16 protein-coding genes are annotated in these 18,615 nt (G+C 68.5%); 5 read left to right on the top strand and 11 right to left on the bottom strand.

Annotation, left to right across the window (positions count from 1 at the left end; all coding sequences use genetic code 11):
* Window positions 1–58: 58 nt before the first annotated feature.
* Window positions 59–877: a mycofactocin-coupled SDR family oxidoreductase gene (locus tag ACXPWS_RS07515; RefSeq protein WP_458711843.1), complete on the top strand. Its 819-nt coding sequence runs from the start codon at window positions 59–61 to the stop codon at window positions 875–877.
* Here the strand turns inward: ACXPWS_RS07515 and ACXPWS_RS07510 are convergent.
* The 6 genes from ACXPWS_RS07510 to ACXPWS_RS07485 form a co-directional block, all read right to left on the bottom strand.
* On the bottom strand, window positions 874–1,605 hold the full coding sequence (locus ACXPWS_RS07510) for a 3'(2'),5'-bisphosphate nucleotidase CysQ (RefSeq protein WP_458711842.1): 732 nt from the start codon (window positions 1,603–1,605) through the stop codon (window positions 874–876). The two genes, ACXPWS_RS07515 and ACXPWS_RS07510, sit on opposite strands and share 4 nt — an antisense overlap.
* Entirely contained in the window at window positions 1,602–3,452 is a 1,851-nt protein-coding gene (cysN, locus tag ACXPWS_RS07505; RefSeq protein WP_458711841.1) for a sulfate adenylyltransferase subunit CysN, read from the bottom strand. Before cysN ends, ACXPWS_RS07510 begins: the two co-directional genes overlap by 4 nt.
* Window positions 3,453–3,485: 33 nt before the next feature.
* Window positions 3,486–4,415, bottom strand: coding sequence for a sulfate adenylyltransferase subunit CysD (gene cysD / locus ACXPWS_RS07500; protein WP_458711840.1), 930 nt, complete (start codon window positions 4,413–4,415; stop codon window positions 3,486–3,488).
* Between the two features lie 100 nt (window positions 4,416–4,515).
* Window positions 4,516–5,847: an MFS transporter gene (locus ACXPWS_RS07495; RefSeq protein ID WP_458713446.1), complete on the bottom strand. Its 1,332-nt coding sequence runs from the start codon at window positions 5,845–5,847 to the stop codon at window positions 4,516–4,518.
* A gap of 54 nt (window positions 5,848–5,901) precedes the next feature.
* Complete coding sequence (locus ACXPWS_RS07490; protein ID WP_458711839.1) at window positions 5,902–6,918, bottom strand: phosphotransferase family protein; 1,017 nt, start codon at window positions 6,916–6,918, stop codon at window positions 5,902–5,904.
* Window positions 6,912–8,027 (bottom strand): hypothetical protein, encoded by a 1,116-nt coding sequence (locus ACXPWS_RS07485; RefSeq protein ID WP_458711838.1) that lies wholly within the window; start codon window positions 8,025–8,027, stop codon window positions 6,912–6,914. The genes ACXPWS_RS07490 and ACXPWS_RS07485 overlap by 7 nt, the downstream gene beginning before the upstream one ends.
* A 72-nt stretch (window positions 8,028–8,099) precedes the next feature.
* Here ACXPWS_RS07485 and ACXPWS_RS07480 point away from each other — a divergent pair, with 72 nt between their 5' ends.
* Window positions 8,100–8,666, top strand: a complete 567-nt coding sequence (locus tag ACXPWS_RS07480) for a TetR/AcrR family transcriptional regulator (RefSeq protein WP_458711837.1) — start codon at window positions 8,100–8,102, stop codon at window positions 8,664–8,666.
* Here ACXPWS_RS07480 and ACXPWS_RS07475 read toward each other — a convergent pair.
* Entirely contained in the window at window positions 8,656–8,994 is a 339-nt protein-coding gene (locus ACXPWS_RS07475; RefSeq protein ID WP_458711836.1) for a 4Fe-4S binding protein, read from the bottom strand. The two genes, ACXPWS_RS07480 and ACXPWS_RS07475, sit on opposite strands and share 11 nt — an antisense overlap.
* Window positions 8,991–10,577 carry an FAD-binding protein gene (locus ACXPWS_RS07470; RefSeq protein WP_458711835.1) on the bottom strand — a complete coding sequence of 529 codons (1,587 nt, stop codon included), beginning with the start codon at window positions 10,575–10,577 and terminating at the stop codon, window positions 8,991–8,993. Before ACXPWS_RS07470 ends, ACXPWS_RS07475 begins: the two co-directional genes overlap by 4 nt.
* A gap of 155 nt (window positions 10,578–10,732) precedes the next feature.
* On the opposite strand from ACXPWS_RS07470, the gene ACXPWS_RS07465 reads away from it, so the two are divergent.
* The 3 genes from ACXPWS_RS07465 to ACXPWS_RS07455 are packed head-to-tail and all read left to right on the top strand — an operon-like array spanning window position 10,733 to window position 13,447.
* Window positions 10,733–11,794, top strand: coding sequence for an ABC transporter substrate-binding protein (locus ACXPWS_RS07465; RefSeq protein ID WP_458711834.1), 1,062 nt, complete (start codon window positions 10,733–10,735; stop codon window positions 11,792–11,794).
* Window positions 11,791–12,615 (top strand): ABC transporter ATP-binding protein, encoded by an 825-nt coding sequence (locus ACXPWS_RS07460; protein WP_458711833.1) that lies wholly within the window; start codon window positions 11,791–11,793, stop codon window positions 12,613–12,615. The genes ACXPWS_RS07465 and ACXPWS_RS07460 overlap by 4 nt, the downstream gene beginning before the upstream one ends.
* Window positions 12,608–13,447, top strand: a complete 840-nt coding sequence (locus ACXPWS_RS07455) for an ABC transporter permease (RefSeq protein ID WP_458711832.1) — start codon at window positions 12,608–12,610, stop codon at window positions 13,445–13,447. The genes ACXPWS_RS07460 and ACXPWS_RS07455 overlap by 8 nt, the downstream gene beginning before the upstream one ends.
* Before the next feature lie 67 nt (window positions 13,448–13,514).
* Here ACXPWS_RS07455 and ACXPWS_RS07450 read toward each other — a convergent pair whose 3' ends face one another.
* The 3 genes from ACXPWS_RS07450 to ACXPWS_RS07440 are packed head-to-tail and all read right to left on the bottom strand — an operon-like array spanning window position 13,515 to window position 18,615.
* Window positions 13,515–15,458, bottom strand: a complete 1,944-nt coding sequence (locus ACXPWS_RS07450; protein ID WP_458711831.1) for an ArnT family glycosyltransferase — start codon at window positions 15,456–15,458, stop codon at window positions 13,515–13,517.
* Window positions 15,459–15,484: 26 nt separating this feature from the next.
* Window positions 15,485–16,720: a glycosyltransferase gene (locus ACXPWS_RS07445; protein ID WP_458711830.1), complete on the bottom strand. Its 1,236-nt coding sequence runs from the start codon at window positions 16,718–16,720 to the stop codon at window positions 15,485–15,487.
* A 47-nt stretch (window positions 16,721–16,767) separates the two neighbouring features.
* On the bottom strand, window positions 16,768–18,615 hold the full coding sequence (locus ACXPWS_RS07440; RefSeq protein ID WP_458711829.1) for a glycosyltransferase family 39 protein: 1,848 nt from the start codon (window positions 18,613–18,615) through the stop codon (window positions 16,768–16,770).

The raw sequence follows: 18,615 nt of genomic DNA, 5'->3' as shown, positions 1-18,615 counted from the left end.
GGAAGCCTAGTCAGGCCGGTCCCCGATGAGTTTCGCCGGTGATGGCAGTCTGTCCGGCATGGGAGTACTCGACGGCAAGGTCGCCCTGATCACCGGCGCCGCCCGCGGCCAGGGCCGGGCGCACGCCACCACACTGGCCCGGGCCGGCGCCGATGTCGTGCTGTGCGATATCGCGGGACCGGTCGAGGACGTCAGCTATCCACCCGCCACGCCCGAGGAGTTGGCGCAGACCGCGGCGGCCGTCGAGGACCTCGGCGGAGGCTGCCTGGCGATGACGGCGGATGTGCGTGACCTCACCGGGTTGCAAAAATTGGCGGATCAGGCGGTCGAGACCTTCGGCCGGCTCGACATCGTCATCGCCAACGCCGGCATCGCCACCGGCGACCCGATCGCGACGATGTCCCAGCAGCGCTGGCGGGCCATGATCGACATCAACCTGACCGGCGTGTTCAACACCTTCCGGGCCACGGTGCCGCACCTGATCGACCGCGGGGCCGGACATCTGGTGGCCACCTCCTCGATCGTCGCGACGACGGGTGCCCGCAACTCCGGCCACTACGCCGCCGCCAAGGCCGGTGTGGTGGCGCTGGTGAAATCGCTGGCCTACGAGGTCGCCGAGCACGGCATCGTGGTCAATGCGGTGCTGCCCGCCGGGGTGGACACACAGATGATCCAGCACGACGAGATCTACCGGATGATCCGGCCGGACCTGGCGAACCCGGGCCGCTCCGATGCGGAAGAGGTATTCGCCCAAGGCCGTCCGCGTCCGGGACTGCTGGACGCCCAGGATGTGGCGAACGCCGTACTCGCCCTGGTGTCCGATCAGGTGAAGTGCCGGTCCGGCGAGTCGATCACGCTGGCCAACGGGATGGATTAGCCGGCGGTGACCGCCAGCACCGCCTGCGCCAGTTCGGGGCGGCACACCACCAGATCGGGCAGCAGCACGTTGTCCTGGTTGTAGATCAGCGGCGAGCCGTCGATGCGTGAGGTGTGTAGTCCGGCGGCCCGAGCTACGGCCACCGGGGCCGCCGAGTCCCATTCGTACTGTCCGCCGGCGTGCACGTAGACGTCCGCGATGCCCTGCACCACGGACGCGACTTTGACTCCCGCCGAACCCATTTCGACCAGCGTGCCACCCAGTGCATCGCGCACCGCGAGCGCCACGGCGGGCGGGCGGGTGCGTGACACCACGATGCGCGGCGTGGCAGGCCCGGCGGGCGGTGCGGCCACCGCCGGGGTGGCCAGCGTGACGCCCTGGGCTGGCAGCGCGACCGCACCGGCGACCAGTTCGCCGCGTTCCCACAGGGCGACGTGCACGGCCCAGTCCTCGCGACCGAGTTCGGAGAACTCGCGGGTGCCGTCCAGCGGGTCGACGATCCACACCCGATCGGCGTTCAGCCGGGCTTTGTCGTCGGCACCTTCTTCGGAGAGCACCGCGTCACCCGGCCGGTGCTCGGTCAGCGCGGCCATCAGGAAATCGTGGGACCGCTTGTCCCCGGCGGCCTTACGTTCCGCTTCGGTGCCGTCCGCGAGATCGCTGCGCACCCCGAGCAGCAGATTGCCCGCCTCGGTCGCTAGCTGCGCGGCGAGTTCGTGGTCACTCATTCCCGACCACCTAACAGGTCGATGACCTGTTGCGCCAACTCGTCCGGCGACAGATCCGGCGTCAAACGCAGATCGGGGTTCTTCGGCCGCTGGTAGGGGCTGTCGATACCGGTGAAGTGGGTGATTTCACCACGGCGAGCTTTAGCGTAGAGACCCTTCGGGTCGCGCCGCTCGCAGTCGGCCAGCGGGGTGTCGCAGAACACCTCGATGAAGTCGAACCCGCGCTCGCCATGCACCCGGCGGGCCAGCTCGCGGTGTTCCTCCAGCGGGCTGATGGCGGGCACCAGCACGATCTGGCCGGAATCGGCGAGCAGCGTGGCGATATGGGCGAGCCGGCGCAAATTCTCGGCGCGGTCGTCCATCGAGAACCCGAGATCGGCGTTCAGGCCGTGCCGCAGGTTGTCGCCGTCGAGGACATAGGCCGGCCGGCCGGCGGCCAGCAGCTTCTGCTCGACAAGCATTGCCACCGAAGACTTTCCGGAACCCGACAGTCCGGTGAACCACACCGTGCAGCCCTTCGACAGCCGGTCGGCGGCGGTCACCAGATTCTGGTGCCGCACCGCGTTGGGGCTGGCGGCGCGGTGGGCTGCCGGCGTGGTGTCGCGCACCATGCCCGCGGCGACGGTGCCGTTGGTGTCCGGATCGATCAGGATGAACGATCCGGTGGCCGCATTCCGGGAGTACTCGTCGAGCAACAGGGGGACCTGGGTGCGCAGCGTGACGCGGCCGAGCTCATTGAGCTTGAGCGCCGTTGCACTCTTGTCGCGGTGCAGCGTATTGACGTCGAGGCGGTAGTCCAGCGCGGACACCCTGGCCCTGGTGGTGCGGGTGGTGTGCTTGATGATGTAGTCGCGGCCGGGCTCCAACGCCGAGCCGTCGGCCATCCAGCACACCATGGCGTCGAATTCCTGGCTGGCGTCGGGCTGGTTGTTGGCGCGGGCCAGCATGTCGCCGCGCGAGATGTCGATATCGTCGGCGAGACTGATGGACACCGCCATCGGCGGAAACGCCTCGGCGACAGGGCCGGTCGGTCCGTCGATGGTGGTGATGGTGCTGGTTTTGCCGGCCGGCAGCACCACGATCTCGTCGCCCGGGCGCAGCACCCCGCTGGCCACGGTGCCCGCATAGCTGCGGTGATCCGCGTGCTCGCGGGTCTGCGGCCGGATGACGTACTGCACCGGGAAACGCACGTCGACCAGATTGCGGTCACCGGCGATGTAGACCTCTTCGAGGTGGTTCAGCAGCGCCGGACCCTCGTACCAGGGCGTGACATCCGACTTGGTGACCACGTTGTCGCCGTTGAGCGCCGACAACGGAATGGTGGTGACATCGTGGATGTCCAGCCTGGCGGCGAACTCGTGGAAGTCGTCGCGGATCTGGTTGAACCGCTGCTCATCCCAGTCGACGAGATCCATTTTGTTGACGGCCAGCACGATGTGCTGCACGCCGAGCAGCGAGGCGAGGAAGGCGTGCCGCCGGGACTGTTCCAGCAGGCCGTGCCGGGCGTCGACGAGAACGATCGCCAGCTGCGCGGTCGACGTGCCGGTCACCATGTTGCGGGTGTACTGCACGTGGCCGGGGGTGTCGGCGATGATGAATTTCCGCTTGGCCGTGGCGAAATAGCGGTAGGCCACGTCGATGGTGATGCCCTGCTCACGCTCGGCGCGCAGGCCGTCGGTCACCAAAGCCAGGTCGGTGTAGTCGTTTCCGCGTTCCTTGGAGGTGCGCTCGACGGCGGCCAGCTGATCCTCCATGACCGCCTTGCTGTCAAAGAGCAGCCGGCCGATCAGGGTGGACTTGCCGTCGTCGACGGAGCCCGCGGTCGCGATGCGAAGAAGCGTTGCCATGTTATTTTCCCGTCGCTTCGCTAGCCCTGGACATCAGAAGTACCCCTCGCGCTTGCGGTCTTCCATACCTGCCTCGGAGATGCGGTCATCGGCGCGGGTGGCGCCGCGTTCGGTCAGTCGTGAGATGGCGGTCTCGGCGATCACCTCGGAGACGGTGCCCGCCAGCGATTCCACGCAACCCGTGCAGGTGACGTCGCCGACGGTGCGGAACCGCACCGTCTTCTCGATGATCGGCTCGTCCTTGCGCGGTTGCAGGTACTTGTGCACGGCCAGCAGCATGCCGTCGCGCTCGAACACCTCGCGCCGGTGCGCGTAGTAGATGGACGGCAGCGTGATCTTCTCGGCCCCGATATAGGACCAGATGTCGAACTCGGTCCAGTTCGAGATCGGGAACGCGCGAATGTGCTCACCTTTGTGGTGGCGCCCGTTGTACAGGTTCCACAACTCGGGGCGCTGCGCCTTGGGATCCCACTGGCCGAACTCGTCACGGAAGCTGAACACCCGCTCCTTGGCGCGGGCCTTCTCCTCGTCGCGGCGGGCCCCGCCGAACGCGGCGTCGAACTTGTTCTCCCGGATGGCGCGCAGCAGCGTGAAGGTCTGCATCGGGTTGCGCGACGGGATCGTCTCGACCACCCGGCCGGCATCGATATCGTCCTGCACCTTGGCCACGACCAGACGCACACCGTGCTCGGCCACCATCTCGTCGCGAACCTGCAGCACCTCGTCGAAGTTGTGCCCGGTGTCCACGTGCATGACCGGGAACGGCAGCCGTCCCGGACGGAACGCCTTGATGGCAAGGTGCAGCATCACGATGGAATCCTTGCCGCCGGAGAACAGCAGCACCGGCTTCTCGAACTCGGCGGCGACCTCACGGATGATGTGGATGGCTTCGGCCTCCAGCGAGCGCAGGTGGCTCAGCTCGTAACGGGCCGCGGCCGGGTCCAGTTCGGTGGGAGCGCTCATCGCATCTCCATAAAGTCGGTAGAGATGGCCAAGATTGCAAACATAACCGGGAATCTAGCGGCCGAGGCGCGGCGATGTCAATGGTTGTGCTCGGCCGACGTCAGCGCGTGCCGGAGACGTGCGCCCCGGCGTTGCCCGGCAACCGCAACGATTCCACCAGCGTCAGTGCCATCACCGCGCCGAACACCAGGAACGTCAGCGGGTAGGACGTCAGCTGGCTCAGCAGCAGGGCGGCGAGCGCGATACCGAGTCCCGCGGCCAGTTCCTGCACCGCGGCGTTGAGCGTGTTGGCGTGGGTGAGCTCGTCACCGTCGACATCGGAGAAAGCGAGGCTGTTGTAGGCGGTGAACCCGATCGAGCGCAGCGCCCCGCTGAGGTAGAGCACGGCCGCGATGAGCGCCACCGGCAGTCCCGGCCGCAAGGCCGCCAGCAGGGCGAAGCAACCGACCGAGGCCACCCCGTTGACCAGCAGCACGGTCCGGATGCCGAACCTGCGCATCAGTGGTGTGGTCGCCGGTTTGATGGTGAGGTTGCCCGCGAACAATGCCGCCACCATCAGGCCCGCCGCGAACGGAGTCCAGCCGAACTCCAACTGGAACTGCAGCGGCAGCAAGAACGGCACCGCGGTGATCACCAAGCGGTACAGCGATCCCGCGGACACCGTGATCCGCAGCGTGCGCACCCGCAGCACCCGCAGCGCCACCAGGGGCGCATCGGTGTGCAGCAGATGCCACACCGCGGCCATCAGCAGCGCCGCCGCGGCCGCGCCGCACACCCCGACCAGCAGCCAGTCGGTGCCGCTGACCCTGATGTGTTCCAGGGCGATCAGCGCCGCGGCGATCCCGCCGCCGAGCAGCAGAATCCCCGGCCAGTCCAACCGGGACCGCTCCGGTGCGGGATCACCCCGAATCAGCTTGAGCGCCAAGAGGAATCCGACGATGCCCAATGGGATGTTGACCAGAAAGATCCAGCGCCAGTTGCCGACGGTGGCGATGGCGCCGCCCAGCACCGGAGCCAGCACCGGGGCGGCCAGCGCCGGCCAGGTCAGCAGGGCGATCGCGCGCACCAGATCGCCCTTGCCGCTGAAGCGCAGCACGGCCAGCCGGCCGACGGGCACCATCATCGCTCCGCCGACGCCCTGGGCGATCCGCATGCCGACCAGCATCGGCAGCGACACGCTCGCCGCGCAGCCGACCGAGGCCAGCGTGAACACCGCGATGGCAGCGATGAACACCCGCCGGATCCCGAAGCGGTCGGCCATCCAGCCACTGGCCGGAATCAGCACGGCGACGGTGACCAGGTAGGCGGTGATCGCCACATTGACGTCGATGGGCTCGACACCGAATTGCGCCGCCATCACCGGGATCGCCGGGGTCAGGATGCTGGCGTCCAGGATCTCCATGAAGAAGGCGCCGGCCACCAGCAACGCCATGCCCCGGGGAAATCGGGAAGTGTCGGGGGCGGCCACCCCAGAAATGTAGTGAGTTCAGCTGTTCAGGACAAAGTCGATCCGCCGGGCACAGAGATCGGCCAGATCGACCCCGGGGATGTCCAGCCGGCGATTCAACCGCACCAACGCGACGGCCAGCAGCAGCGGGGCCGTCACATCGGAGAACGCCAGATTGCCGATCCGGTGCCCGACGCCGTGCTGGTACCGGTCGACGGTCTCCTCTCGGCTGGGCGTGCCCGGCGCCGCGGCGTTGTCAGGCAGCGGGCTGCTCACCCAATCGGTCATCAGCAGCCAGCTGATGTCGGCGGCCTGGTCGCCGAGGTAGGCGAGCTCCCAGTCCAGCGCCGCCTTCGGGGTCAGATCGGGCCGGTACAACACATTCGACATCCGGGCGTCCCCCCAGCACAGCCCCACCCGCTGCGGCCGGTACGGGTGCGCCTCCAGCCAGGCCAGCGCCCGGGTGAATGTCGGGTGCAGCGGAAGGCCGTCATACGCCCAGCCCAATCCGTAGCGCAGGAAACCGGTGAGCGCCTCGGGGGTGGACGCGCCCAGGAAGCCCAGCCGGCGGGATCGCGTGTCGATGCGGTGCACGGCAGCGATCAGGTCGACGCAGCCGTTCCACAGGGTGGCCCGGCCGGCGTCGTCGGTGTCGGCGAAGATCCCGGCGCTGTGATACGGCGGCACGTCGCTGACGCCGACCACATCATCGACGCGGTCCATCACCAGATACGGGGTGCCCAGGGCGCCGCCGTACGGGTCGATCCAGCGCATGGACGGCACCGGGACCGGTGAGGACGCCAGTCGCTGCATGACGAGGTACTGCCGGCGCAGGTCGTAGTCGGGCAGGGTCTGGAATTCCGGCGGCCGGCGGAACACCAGACCGAGCGTGGAACCGTCATCCCTATCTGTGACGTCGAAAAGATATGTCTCGGTTGAGAATCCACCCGGACTCGGCACCCAGTTGACGACACGCGCCTTGGCCGATCCCGGAATACGCTGCCGGACGACATTTTCCAGCGCCACGGGCAGTTCCTCGACGAGCGTCCTCACCATCCGGCATATCCGTATCGCGGGTAGGCGCCGACGAACACCATCTCCACCAGGCCGTAACCGGTCTTGCCGTCCATCCGCACCTCGCAGAGCGTCTCGGACAGCAGGCTCACCGGCCTGATCACATCCAGGTCGGTGGTGTCGGCGGTGAAGCCATCCAGGAAATCGGTTCCGCGCCAATGCCCGGAGGCGTAGCCGCCGACCTCGACGTAACCGGCCAGACCCGGCCAGAAGTCGGTGATCGGGGCGACCTCGACGGTACTGGTGCTGCGGTCGGAGCGATGCACGGTGAAGGTGCCGCCGCTGATCACCCGCAGGTCATCGCGAAACTTCAGATCGTGCTCGACATCGATGAGGGAAGCCGTCGGACGCCCCGAGGCCACCGGCTGCAGGATCTCGCCCTCGAACTGCCAGCGCTCCCCCGTGCTGGTCTCGCGTTGCGCGAAATGCACCAGCTCATCGTCGAATTGGAATATCCCCATGTAGTAGAGGATGCCGTCCGGAATTTCCTGCGGCTGCAGGTTCGCACCCTCGGGCAAACTGCCCCCGCCGGGTCCATTGCGCACGCCCCACGAGTGGTCGCGCCCGAACCACCAACGCGCCGGGTCGATCTCGATCCGCTCACCATCGATCTCGATCCAACCCTCCAGCGCGCCGTTCTGGTAGAACCGCCGCGCATCCTCGCTCACCCGGCCGCGGCTGCGGTGAAACGCCGGAGTCTGCTCATAAGCGGGAAACTGGCCGCGTAGCCGCAGGTCCAGACTGACACCCTGGTCGTTGGGCGCCAACTGGGCCCGGACCGTGCGCAACGGATCTTCCACCGTGTAGGTGAACGGCCCCACCGAATACGCTCCGAGAGAACCTGTTTGGGGGTTCAGTTCGGTCGACATCCGGACCACCCTGGCCTGGCCGTCGCGGCGGGTCACCATCGCGTAGGCGTCGGTCACGTTGCGATTGGGATAGCGCGCCAGACCGGTCATCACGTTGATCTCGCCGGAGCGGTCGAACCCGTACATGACGATGCGCTCGGTCCAGCGCAGGTCCGACTGGGCGACATGGTCGAAGGTGGTGGGCAGTTGATGGCAGAGCAGTTCGTCGTGCGGAGTGAGCATCGGGTGAACCTTCCTAATTACGTTATACGTCGTAACGTAACACTTCATTTCGGAAGGGACTAGGTTTTTGGCATGACTACCGCAGCGGGGCGCCCGCGCGACCCCGCCAAGGACGTGGCCGTCCTGCAGGCCACCCGCGAACTCCTGGTCGAAAAGGGCTACCAGGACACCACCATGGTCGCCATCGCCAAACGCGCGGGGGTCGGCGCACCGACCCTGTACCGGCGCTGGCCGAGCAAGGAGGCACTGGTCGAGGACGCGGCGTTCGGCCCCACCGACTCCGTACCGGCACCGGCTGCCACCGGCGACCTGTACCGCGATCTGCGCGGCTGGGTCGCGATGTTCCTGAACAGGCTGGCCGACCCGGTGACGCGCGCGGCGCTGCCCGGACTGCTCACCGCCTATCACCACGACGAGTCGATCTACGAACGGCTGGTGCTGCGCGCCGAAGCCGACGTCCGGGTGATGATGACCGAGCTGCTCGGCGACTCCGACCGGGCGAACACCGTGTTCGACTTCCTGGTCGCCACCACCGTGGTCCGCGCCATGACTCGCGGGCTGGCCGGATGCGACGCCTTCTGCGATCGCACCGCCGCCGCGCTCACCGCGCTGGCCCGCGCCGAAATCGCTAGGAGATGAGCGGTGTGGCCCCCGGCTCCAGCGCCGGGCCGATGGCATTGCGGGTGCCCGACGCACGGCCCTTACCCCAGCCGATGCGTTCCCGGTAGCTGCCGAGCAGTCCGGTACGCACCAGGGCGTCCTCTTCGACCGGTGCGGGTGCGACGTACGGCGATACGAACAGTGCATCGACGGGGCAGTTGGCCTCGCACTGGAAGCAGGTCTGGCAGTCGCTCTGCCTGCTGATCAGCGGGACACCGCCCGGCCCTCGGTCGAACACATTGGTCGGGCACACCTCGACGCACTTGTCACAGGCGATACACCGCTGCGCCGACACCAGTTCGATCACGAAGCCACCTCCAGCGGGTGCACCGACTCCGGGCGCACCCAGATCTCGTCCAGTCCGCCGGTGATGAGCCGATGGTGCTGTCCGGGATCCTGGTCGGGGAAGTCCAGCCGTTTGGCCATGCCCCTGGTCTCGGTCCGCGCCAGGGCGGTGCGGTACATCCACCGGGCGTGTGCCGTCATCGCCGCTGCCTGCCTGCTGCGGATCAACTGCTCGCCGTCGCCGGTCAGCGAGGCGTTGACGTCGGCCCACACCGCGTCGAGCACGCCGAGCGCGGTGGCCAGCACGGGTCCTCGGCGTAGATAGTTCTTGTCGTACGGCAGCACCTCGGCCTGCACGGCGGTCACCACCCCGGCATGGTCCGCGGACCGACGGCCGGAGCGTGGCCGGATGCCCGCACCGCCGATCGCGGTCACCTTGCGTGCCTTCGCCGCCTGCCCGACCGCCCGCGCGTAGCGCGCGGCTCCGGCACCGGCCCAGTTCCCCGACGAGATCGCCCACGCGGCATTGTGGCTGCCGCCACCGCTGAATCCGCCGCAGATGAGTTCCCGGGTGGCGGCGTCACCGGCCGCATAGAGTCCCGCCACCGTGGTGGCGCACTCGTCGTCGACGATGCGGATGCCGCCGGTGCCACGCACGGTGCCCTCGCCGAGCAGCGTCACGGCGAACTTCTGGGTGAACGGGTCGACGCCCATCCGGTCGAACGTCAGGAAGAAGTTCGGCTGCGCCCGGCGCATCGCCGCTCGGTTCGGCCCGTCGGCTTTGTCCAGTTGGCAGAACACCTTGCCGCGCAACAACTCCGCAGCGATCGGTGACCGTTGCCGGCCACTGGCCCCGTCCAGCACCGAACCGTCTTCCCGGTAGAAGGTGGCGAAGTGGTAGAACGCCGTCTTGGTCACCGAGGTGCCCAGCGGGGCGATCCCGTAGGCGTTGGAGAATTCCATCCCGGACAGCTCGGCTCCGGCCTCGACCGCGAACAGCGTGCCGTCCCCGGTGTTCACGTCGCAGCCAAGGGCTTTGGATTGGAAGGCGCAGCCGCCGGTGGCCAGCACCACCGCACCGGAACGCACCCGGTATGCCTTCTGTCGCCGGCGCTGGTACCCGACCGCTCCGGCGGCCGCGCCGTCGGCGGCCACCAGCAGTTCGGTGACGGGGCTGTGGTCCAGAATCCGCACCCCGGCCCTGCGCAACAGGATTCGCATCCGGCGCATGTACTCCGGGCCCTGCAGGCCGTTGCGCAACTGCACGCCATCCGGCCCGACGGGGAACGGGAACCGGGCCGCATCGGCGAATTCGTTGATCCGGTGATAGGTCTCGTCGAGCACCCGGGCCGCCCACCGGTGATCGGCCAGATGGCCGCCCAGCCCGTCGCGGCTGGCGATGGCCTCGGCGCGGGCCGCCGGATCCGGCGCGACGTACCAGACACCGGTCCCCGCCGACGCGGTCGCACCGCTGGTGCCGCAGTAGCCCTTGTCCGCCAGCACCACATCGGCACCGCCGGCAGCAGCACGCAGCGCGGCCCAACACGCGGCCGGCCCACCTCCGGCGACGAACACGTCCGCCACCAGTTCATCGAGATCGGCCACGTGCACACCCCCTGACGGCGCGAATGATCGACTTCGCGTTCGCACCACGGTAAGCATGGCCGCCCCAACGCACCACGGCTGCAATCGTGCCGAGTAATAATCGCGCGGGCGCCGAACTGTTGTCGCCCGCGGCCGTCCTGGGCAACATCGCAGCAATGAGATCACGTGCACTGGCCCTGGCGATCTCGACCCTGGCGCTGGCCGTCCTGGTCTCGGCGTGTGGGTCGTCTTCGCACAAGGCGGCGGTCGAGGACGGCAGGTCCGTCATCCGATATCAGGGGTGGGCCAGCCAGGTCACGTATCCCGAACTCGCCGAGAACCTGGGCTATTTCCAGAAGATCAAGCTGAAATGGGTGGGCAACACCACCAGCGGACCGCAGGACATCCAGTCCGCCGCGACCGGCGACATCGACGTGGGCGGCGCGTTCAACGGTGCGGTGGTCAAGCTGGCCGCGGCGGGCTCGCCGATCACCTCGATCATCGGTTACTACGGTTCGGACAAGGAGAACTTCACCGGCTACTACGTGCCGGACGGCAGCCCCATCCACAGCGCGCGCGACCTGATCGGCAAGAAGTTCGGGATGAACACCCTTGGCGCGCACCAGGAATTCGTCATGCGGGAGTGGCTGGCCCGCCAGGGGCTGTCCAGTGCCGAGACCAAACAGGTCGAGCTGACCGTCGTTCCGCCGGTCAACGCCGAACAGTCGCTGCGTCAGGGAAACATCGACGCGGTCGCCTTGAACGACATCTGGCGGGACCGGGCGCTCACCCGCGGCGGCATCCGCCCGTTGTTCACCGACGGGTCCCTTTTCGGCGATTTCACCTACGGCACCTACGTCGTGCGCAACGATTTCCTGGCCGCCAACGAGGACGCCGTCGCCGACTTCACCCAGGGCACCGCCCGCGCCATCCGGTGGGCGCAGCTCACGCCCCGCCCCGAGGTCATCGCCAAGTTCAAACAGATCATCGGCGCTCGCGGGCGCAACGAGAGCGCCGACAACGCCGACTATTGGAAGAGCACCGGGGTGGCCGAACCCGGCGGTGTCATCACCGAACAGTCCCTGCAACTCTGGATCGACTGGCTGGTCCGCAACGGTGAACTGCAGCAGAACAAACTGCAGGCCAAAAACCTGTACACCAACCAATACAACCCGTACGCCAACGGCACCTACCCCGACGGCAGCGGACCCGACGGACAGGCCCTGGCGAAGAAATGACCGAAATCCCCAAACTCAGTCTGCGGCAGGTGACCAAGCGGTTCACCATCCGCGGCGAGGCCACCCCGTTCACCGCGGTCTCCGATATCACCATCGACCTGGCCGGCGGCGAGTTCCTGGTGCTGGTCGGACCGAGCGGCTGCGGGAAGTCGACCCTGCTGGATCTGCTCGGCGGCCTGACCGCCCCCACCTCGGGTGAGATCCTGCTCGACGGACGACCCATCACCGGGCCGGGATTGGACCGCGGCATCGTGTTCCAGCAGTACGCGCTGCTGCCCTGGCGGACGGCCCGCAAGAACATCGAATTCGGCTTGGAGGCAAAGGGACTGCGCGCGGCGGAGCGCCGGGATCGGGCCGAATACTACCTGAATCTGGTCGGCCTGCGCAGTTTCGGCGACCGCTATCCGCACGAACTCTCCGGCGGGATGAAGCAGCGGGTGGCCATCGCCCGCAGCCTGGCTTTCGACCCCGAGGTACTGCTGATGGACGAACCCTTCGCCGCGCTGGACGCCCAGACCAGGGAGTCCCTGCAGGACGAACTGCTGCGGATCTGGGAAACCACCGGAAAGACCATCCTCTTCATCACCCACGGCATCGACGAGGCCATCTACCTGGGTCAGCGGGTCGCGGTACTGACCTCGCGGCCCGGGCGGATCAAGAACATCGTCGATGTCGAAATCGACCGCAGCGCGCCGGATGTCCGCTCCGAGGAGGGTTTCCGGGCGCTGCGCCACCACGTCTGGTCACTATTGCACGACGAGGTCGAGCGGGCCCGCTCACTGGAACTCGCCGCGTCATCGGCCGGGGTATCGCATGTCTAGTCTGCTTGCCCCGGCTCCCCACGCGCAGACCGCTGCACTGCCCGCCGGCTCACCGCCGCGGCGGGTGGGCAGGCGGTTGACCTCCCTCGCCTGGGCCCTGTTGAAGCCGGCGGTGGCAATCCTGGCGTTCCTCGCGGTGTGGGAGGCGGCCCCGCGGATAGGCCTGGTCGACAAGGTGTTCCTGCCGCCGTTCAGCGAGGTGGCGGCGGCCTTCGTGGAACTGGTCGGCAACGGCCAACTGACCGAGCATGTGTCGGCGAGCCTGTCCAGGGCCGTCGCCGGCTTCGCCATCGCGGTGCTGGTGGCGATTCCGCTGGGCGTCGCCATCGCCTGGTACCGCCCGGTCGCCGAGTTCCTCAACCCGATTCTGGAGCTGTTCCGCAACACCGCGGCCCTGGCACTGCTGCCGGTCTTCATCCTGATCCTCGGCATCGGCGAGACGTCCAAGGTGGCGCTGGTGGTCTACGCGTCGACGTTTCCGATTCTGCTGAACACCATCTCGGGGGTGCGCACCGTCGACCCGCTGTTGATCCGGTCGGCACGCTCGCTGGGCCTGTCGCCGGTCAGGCTGTTCCAGAAGGTGGTCCTGCCCGCATCGGTGCCCACCATCTTCACCGGCCTGCGGATGGCCGCGGCGTCATCGATCCTGGTGCTCATCGCCGCGGAGATGGTCGGCGCCAAAGCCGGCCTGGGATACCTGATCACGGCGTCACAGCTGAACTTCCAGATCCCGAACATGTACGCCGGGATCGTGGCCATCGCCCTCGTCGGGCTGGCGTTCAACGGCTTACTGGTCGCCGTCGAGCACCGGTTGTCGCGCTGGCGGACGTGACGCTCGTCGAAGTGATTTCGGCGCGCCTACCCGCGTCTGTCGCGGGTAGGCGCGCCGAAATCGCTCATCAGGTGAGTGGCTTGCTCAGGTCGTACACCGTCGTGCCACCGACATCCAGCTTGGCGTAATGCTGGGGCACCCACGCCGAGATCTGCGCGCCCGCACTGTCGCTGGCCGAGCCCGGGCCGCCGTGCCCGCCCGGTCCCCGGTCACCTGCGATGAAGTACCGCACCTGGCCCTCGGTCACGTAGTGCTGGAACTGCTCCAGTGTCGGTGCGTCGTCACCGCCGGCGAAACCGCCGATGGACATGATCGAGGCGCCCGTTTTCAGTTCCAGGTCGCCGGCCTGCATCGAACCGATCGTCGCTGCGGCCCAACGGTTGTCGAGTCCGGTGATCAGTGCGGCCAGAGCGGCGTCGTCGCCGTGCCGGCCCCATCCGCCCGGTCCATCGGCACCGGGCGGGCCGAAGCCACCGCCGGCGCGGGCCGGCCCAGAGCTGGGCATCGGCCCACCGGAATGCCCGTTGGCCACCGTCGAGATCGCGTACGCAGCACTGCCGGCGAAGCCGAAAAGCATTGCCGCTGCGGCTACCGCAAGGGTCGCCTTGCCCAGCTTGTGCATCCCCACCGCCAGCACCGCGGCCAGCAGGACCGAGCCGATCAGCACGATCCAGCGCAGCGCCGGCCACCATTCCGGTGTGCGGTTGAGCAGGATGAATGTCCACACCCCGGTGCCGGCCAGCATGACGGCCAGCACCAGCCGCGGCGCCAGGAACTGCCGTCCCTGCCACAGCTCGGCCACCGAGATGCCCACCAGGGCCGCCACCGCCGGAGCCAGGGCCACGGCGTAGTACGGGTGCACGGTGCCGTCCATGTAGCTGAACACCGCACCGGTGACCACGAGCCAGCCGGCCCACAGGATCAGCTGTGCGCGCACCTTCGCGGTGCGCGCGCTGCGCCGGGTGAACCACAACCCGGCCGCCAGGCCGATCAGCGCCGCGGGCAGCAACCAGGACACCTCGGTGCCCATGAAATCGTTGAACAGCCGGCCGATCCCGGGCTCGCCGCCGAAGAACACGTTCCGGCCGCCCTCCCCGCCGGGACCGCCCGGGAGGTGTCCCCCGCCGCCGGGCTGATTGTTTCCGGTGATGCGCTGGATTCCGTTGTAGCCGAAGGCGAGCTGCAACAGGCTGTTGTCGGTGGAGCCGGCGATATAGGGCCGGGCGTCGGCCGGCCACAGGCCGACCAGGGCGATGTACCAGCCGGCGGCGAACACCATCGACACCACACCGACGGCCAGCGCGCCGACCCGCCTGCCGACCGTCGCACCGCCGGCGATCAGGAAGGCGATGCCCAACCCGGGCAGGACCAGGAATGCCTGCAGCATCTTGGTCAGGAACGCGAAGCCGACGGCGCACCCGGTGAGCGCCATCCATTTCGTCATGGCGCCCGCCGATGCGGTGGTGCTGGCCCGCACCGTGCAGTAGGCGGCGATCACCAGCAGCAGCACCAGCAGTGCGTCGGGATTGTTGTAGCGGAACATCGAGGCCGCCACCGGGGTGAGCGCCAGGGCGGCACCGGCGATCAGGCCCGCGCCCGGCCCGCTGCACCGCCGCACGGTGGCGTAGAGCACGCCCACCGCGGCCACACCCATCAACGCCTGCGGTAACAGCATGGTGAATTCGTTGAAGCCGAACAGCCGGCCGGACAGGCCCATCACCCACATCGCCGCGGGCGGCTTGTCCACCGTGATGGCATTGCCCGCATCGAAAGAGCCGAAGAACAAGGCTTTCCAAGACTGGGTACCGGCCTGCGCGGCCGCGGCGTAGTAGCTGTTGGCCCAGCCGTTGGAGCCCAGACCCCAGAGGTAGAGCACGGCGGTGGCGGCCAGCAGGCTCAGCAGTCCCGGCCGCTCCCAGCGCGCCTGCGTCTCGTCGCCGAGTAGCAGACGCGCGGCCCGGCCGGGCCCGGCGGGCGCCGCCTCGGCCGGCCGGGAATCAGTCACAGTCATCTCAATCCTTCTGCGTAGCAGGGGCTCTAGGCGGCGCGGCGGGGGTGGAACACCCAGCCGCGCAGCAGTACGAAGCGGACGGCGGTGGACACCAGGTTGGCCAGCACCAGGACGGTCAATTCGACGAGTTTGTGGGGTTGTTCGACGAAGGCGTGCAGGCCGGCCAGCGAGCCGCTGGTGATCGCCAGCGCGATACCGAACACGATCAGGCCCTCGAATTGATGCTTGGCCGCACCGGCGCCACCGCGCACCCCGAAGGTGAACCGGCGGTTGGCCGCGGTGTTGGCGACCGCGGTGATCAGCAGCGCCACCAGGTTCGCCGCCTGTGCACCGATCGAGGCGTGCAGGGCCATGAACAACAGCAGGTAGGCGATGGTGGATGCGACGCCGATGGTGCCGAAGCGCACCACTTGGCGCAGCAGCGAACGCGGCGCCGCCGCACGGCGCGAACCGAGCTGGGCGGCAATGGTGTTGATCGGGATGGAGCCGTTGGCAAACCCACGCAACAACCGGCCCACCCCCAACAGATCGGCCGTCGCGGTGGCGATGATGTCGACGCGGCTGTCGGGGTCGTCGACCCAGTCCACCGGCACCTCGTGGATGCGCAGCCCGGTGCGTTCGGCCAGCACCAGCAGCTCGGTGTCGAAGAACCATCCGGTGTCCTCGACGTAGGGCAGCAGTTCGCGGGCGACGTCGGCGCGGATGGCCTTGAAGCCGCACTGCGCGTCGGAGAAGCCCGCCGCCAGGGTGGACTTGAGGATGAAGTTGTAGCAGCGCGAGATGATCTCGCGCTTGGGTCCGCGCACCACCCGGGCGTTGCGGGACAGCCGGGTACCGATCGCCAGGTCGGAATGTCCGGAGATGAGCGGGGCCACCAGCGGCGCCAGCGCGGCCAGGTCGGTGGACAGGTCCACGTCCATGTAGGCCAGCACCGGCGAGTCCGACAGCGACCACACGTGGTGCAGGGCCCGGCCACGGCCCTTCTGCTCGAGGCGCACCACCCGGACATCTTCCAGTTCGGCAGCCAGCTCGGCGGCGATCCGCGGGGTGTCGTCGATGCTGGCGTTGTCGGCGATGGTGATGCGGACCGGAAACGGGAAGTTGTCCTGCAGGTGGCGGTGCAGTCGCCGCACCGAGGTGGCCAGGGCGGCCTGTTCGTTGTACACCGGCACCACCACGTCGACCACCGGGACGGCTTGCGAGCGGGCGACCTGTACGGCGTTGGGCCGTGCGGCGAAGGCGATGTCTGTCATGACGTCCATATTTGGCTCGTGGCGTGTGTCGGCCGTTGGCGCAAGCTATGCGAAACCTATGAATCCAGGGGCCGGGTCAGGTCGTAGACCGTGACGCCGGCCACCGGTACCGCGGTGTAGTGGCTCTGCACCCAGGACGCGATATCTGCCGCATCGCGACTGCCGCTGTTCTGACCCCGCCAGTTGCCCATCATCACCGCACGGATGAAGTAGTGGATTTCCTTGTCCGCCACCAGTTTCTGAAACTCCGCCAAGGTGGGCGCGGGATCGGTGCCGTTGAAGCCACCGACGGCCATCACGGGCGCGCCGGTGGCCAGCTGATAACCGGCGGCATTGGTGGAGCCGACGGTGGCCGCCACCCAGGTGTAGTCCCCGGCGTCGGCGGTCAGCATCGCCGTCAGGGCGGGTTTGGGGGTGGGCGAGTCGAACGGCCCGCCCCCGAATCCGGCGCCGAAGCTACGCCCGGGACCCACCGACGGGATGGCGCCGCTGTGCGGGCCGGCCGCGGTGGCGATGGCATAGGCCCCGGGTCCGGCCAGGCAGGCCGCGATCGCCAGGGCGCCGGCGATCGTCGACACCGGCCGGGGCAACCGGCCTGCCACCACGATCAGGACGGCCGCGGCGATCCCGAGGATCGCCACCGCCGCGCGCAGCCACGGCATCCACTCGGCCTGACGGCCCAGCAGCACCGCCGCCAGCACCACGGTGACCACGACGGTGCCGGCCAGCGCGGTGCTGCACCGAAGATCGGATCTGTTGCGCCACAACAGGTTTGCTCCGATGCCGACGCAGGCCCCGATCGCCGGGGCGAGCGCCACGGTGTAGTACGGGTGCAGAATGCCGTTGGCGTAGCTGAACACCACCGCCGTCACCACCAGCCAGCCACCCCACATGATCAGCGCGGCCCGGGTGACGTCGGTACGTGGCGAGTGCCGGGTCAGCACCAGCCCGGCGGCCAGGCAGATCAGCGCGGCCGGCAGCAGCCACGCGATGTGAGTGCCCATCTGGGAGCCCAGCAGCCGGTCCCAGCCGACATCGTGGTTCAGATTGCCCAGCCCGCCGACCTCGTCGCCGGTCAGCCGGCCGACCCCGTTGTAGCCAAGGGCGAGCTCGAAGATGCTGTCGTGTTGCGAGCCGCCGATATACGGCCGTGCGGCGGCCGGCCAGACCTCGACCAGCAGCAGATACCAGCCACCGGACACCACCAGCGCCACCACGCCGGCGCCGAGGCGCGCCAACCGGGTGCGCAGCGGCGCGGCGGCGCAGATCAGGTAGGCCGCCGCGAACGCCGGCAGCACCAGGAATGCCTGCAACATCTTGGCCAGGAACGCGAATCCCCCGGCCACCCCGACCCCGATCATCCACCAGCGGCTGCTGTCCGGCTCACACGCCCGCTGCACGCAATAGGCGCCGGCCACCAGCAGCAGCACCAGCAGCGCATCGGGATTGTTGAACCGGAAGATGAGTGCCGCGGCGGGCGTCAGTGCCAGCACCACGCCGGCCAGCAGGGCCGCGCCGGGGCCGGCCGCCCTGCGCACCGCGGCATACAGCACGGCCACTGCCGCCAGCCCCTCCAGGGCCTGCGGCAGCAGCACGCTCCACGGGTGTAACCCGAAGAGCCGCACCGAGATATCCATCAACCACAGCGCCGCCGGGGTCTTGTCGACGGTGATGGCGTTGGCGGCGTCACTGGACCCGAACAGCATGGCGGTCCAGTCGCTCGCACCGGCCTGCGCGGCGGCGGAATAGAAACTGTTGGCCCAGCCGCTGATCGACAGGTTCCACAGGTACAGCACCGCCGTCCCGGCGAGTAGCACCGTCAACGCGGCCCGCTCCCCCACCGCACGGCGGCGCGGGGTCGATGCGGGCACGGGCACAGACACCTCGGACAGTACGGCGGTCAC

This window comes from Mycobacterium sp. BMJ-28 (assembly GCF_054404835.1).
The sequence above is the reverse complement of the archived record's forward strand: the minus strand, read 5'-3'. Positions and strand labels throughout refer to the sequence as shown.

Coding starts and splice junctions, on each gene's coding strand:
- ACXPWS_RS07485 (WP_458711838.1), bottom strand. CDS start 8,027: ATGCTCACTCCGCACGACGAACTGCTCTGCCATCAACTGCCCACCACC.
- ACXPWS_RS07445 (WP_458711830.1), bottom strand. CDS start 16,720: ATGGACGTCATGACAGACATCGCCTTCGCCGCACGGCCCAACGCCGTA.
- ACXPWS_RS07450 (WP_458711831.1), bottom strand. CDS start 15,458: ATGACTGTGACTGATTCCCGGCCGGCCGAGGCGGCGCCCGCCGGGCCC.
- ACXPWS_RS07465 (WP_458711834.1), top strand. CDS start 10,733: ATGAGATCACGTGCACTGGCCCTGGCGATCTCGACCCTGGCGCTGGCC.
- ACXPWS_RS07480 (WP_458711837.1), top strand. CDS start 8,100: ATGACTACCGCAGCGGGGCGCCCGCGCGACCCCGCCAAGGACGTGGCC.
- ACXPWS_RS07515 (WP_458711843.1), top strand. CDS start 59: ATGGGAGTACTCGACGGCAAGGTCGCCCTGATCACCGGCGCCGCCCGC.
- cysN (WP_458711841.1), bottom strand. CDS start 3,452: ATGGCAACGCTTCTTCGCATCGCGACCGCGGGCTCCGTCGACGACGGC.
- cysD (WP_458711840.1), bottom strand. CDS start 4,415: ATGAGCGCTCCCACCGAACTGGACCCGGCCGCGGCCCGTTACGAGCTG.
- ACXPWS_RS07510 (WP_458711842.1), bottom strand. CDS start 1,605: ATGAGTGACCACGAACTCGCCGCGCAGCTAGCGACCGAGGCGGGCAAT.
- ACXPWS_RS07495 (WP_458713446.1), bottom strand. CDS start 5,847: ATGGCGTTGCTGGTGGCCGGCGCCTTCTTCATGGAGATCCTGGACGCC.
- ACXPWS_RS07460 (WP_458711833.1), top strand. CDS start 11,791: ATGACCGAAATCCCCAAACTCAGTCTGCGGCAGGTGACCAAGCGGTTC.
- ACXPWS_RS07490 (WP_458711839.1), bottom strand. CDS start 6,918: ATGGTGAGGACGCTCGTCGAGGAACTGCCCGTGGCGCTGGAAAATGTC.
- ACXPWS_RS07455 (WP_458711832.1), top strand. CDS start 12,608: ATGTCTAGTCTGCTTGCCCCGGCTCCCCACGCGCAGACCGCTGCACTG.